This is a genomic window from Halomonas sp. (genome assembly GCF_014859505.1).
Taxonomy (GTDB): Bacteria; Pseudomonadota; Gammaproteobacteria; order Pseudomonadales; family Halomonadaceae; genus Halomonas.
In genome coordinates this window covers 1-1,672 of record NZ_JACUUD010000254.1, presented here as the reverse complement: position 1 = coordinate 1,672, position 1,672 = coordinate 1, and the positions used below count along the sequence as shown (strand labels likewise).

Below are 1,672 nucleotides of genomic sequence, written 5' to 3'. Positions count from 1 at the left end.
TCGGTCTGGATGTCTCGCAGGGTGCAGATCTGGAACACATTCGGGTTGTCCCAGCCTTCCTTCAGGGCTGAATGGGAGAAGATGAACTTGAGCGACGTGTCGAAGGACAGTAGCTTTTCCTTCTCCTTCATGATCAGGTTGTAGGCGCGCTCGGCATTCTCGCGGTTGCCCGCATTGTTCTCGGCGGTGTCTGTCCACCCCCCCTTCTTGTCGATGGAGAAATAGCCGTTGTGCACTTCCTCTGCGGCGGAGTCCAGATCGATCTCGGCGAAGAGGCTCTGGTAGGCCGGCAGCTTGGCGGCACGCCGATACTCCTCTTCAAAGATGCGCGCGTAGTCACCTTTGACCGGATTGCCGTCCGCGTCGTACTGGCGGTACCTGTCCACCGCATCGATGAAAAATAGCGACAGAACCTTGATGCCCATCGGTCGCAGGCGCTTTTCCTTGTCCAGATGTTCGCGAATCGTGCGGCGGATCATTTCGCGCTGCACGGCCAGCGCATCCACGTCACCATGTGCTTGACCCGGCTTCAAGAACACTTCACTACCGGGATAACGTAACTCCATGAACTCGTCGCCTTTGGCCGTGTTGATCTCGCCGACGCGAAAATCGGCATAGATCGGACGCTTGGCAAGTTCCTCCAGGTCGTCACCATCGGATACGACGAGCTCCTGCCGCTTCACACCGCTGGCGGTGGTCACATCCAGTTCGACCCTGGCACTGATGGTGCCGCGCTTGTTGGCCACCGATACCAACCGCACGAAGGGCTTGTTGTGCGCATCCTCCACCGTCGCCGAAGCCACCTCGATCTGTTTGACCAGTTTTCGCTCGTAGGCATCGACTGCGTCGAGGCGAAACACCATGTGATGCTTGTTCACGTGGGTCGCGGAATAGCGCAGCGTGCAGAGGGGATTCATCGCATCCAGAGCCTCTTTGCCGCGCCCCTCGAGGCCACCATCCACACTCTGGGGTTCGTCCACGATGACGATGGGCCGGGTCGCCTTGATCAGATCGATGGGCTTTTCGCCGCCGGTCTTCTCGCTGTCCTTGTAGAGGTTGTTGACGTCTTTCTTGTTGATGGCGCCGACTGTCACCACCATGATCTGGATGTTCGAGCTGGTGGCGAAGTTTCGCACCTGCCCGAGCTTGTTGGAGTCGTAGAGGAAGTAGTCGAAGGGCACCCCGGCGTAGAGTCCCTTGAGGTGGTCCTCTGTGATCTGCAGGGTCTTGTAGACGCCTTCCTTGATTGCCACCGAAGGCACCACAATCACGAACTTGCTGAAGCCGTAGCGCTTGTTCAGCTCAAAGATTGTGCGCAGGTAGACGTAGGTCTTGCCCGTGCCGGTTTCCATCTCCACGGTGAAATCGCCGGACGCCAGGTGGCCTGCGGGCGGAAGGCCGCCGCGCAGCTGGATCTCCGCCAGATTCTTGTGCAGCTCATCGTCCAGCAGCGTCAGTCGGTTGCCGACACCCAGATCCGACTCGGCCATGCCCAGCGTCATTTGCTCAGGCTGGGTCCCGGGAAACAGGTCCGACCCCACCGGCATCGGCGCCTTCATCGTCACCGTGAACTCGGTGCGGCACACCTCCTGGCCACGGAACAGGTCGCACACGGCCTCAATGGCCTGCATCTGGTAGTCGAGGTTGGGCTCGAAGTGAAGTTTCATAGCGC

The 1,672-nt window shown here is 59.4% G+C and carries 1 protein-coding gene; it reads right to left on the bottom strand.

Features of this window, described 5'->3' with window-relative positions:
* Window positions 1–1,631, bottom strand: a 1,631-nt coding sequence (locus IBX53_RS16035; protein WP_290911359.1) for a DEAD/DEAH box helicase family protein, incomplete at its 3' end; no start/stop codon positions are given.
* Between the last annotated feature and the right edge of the window lie 41 nt (window positions 1,632–1,672).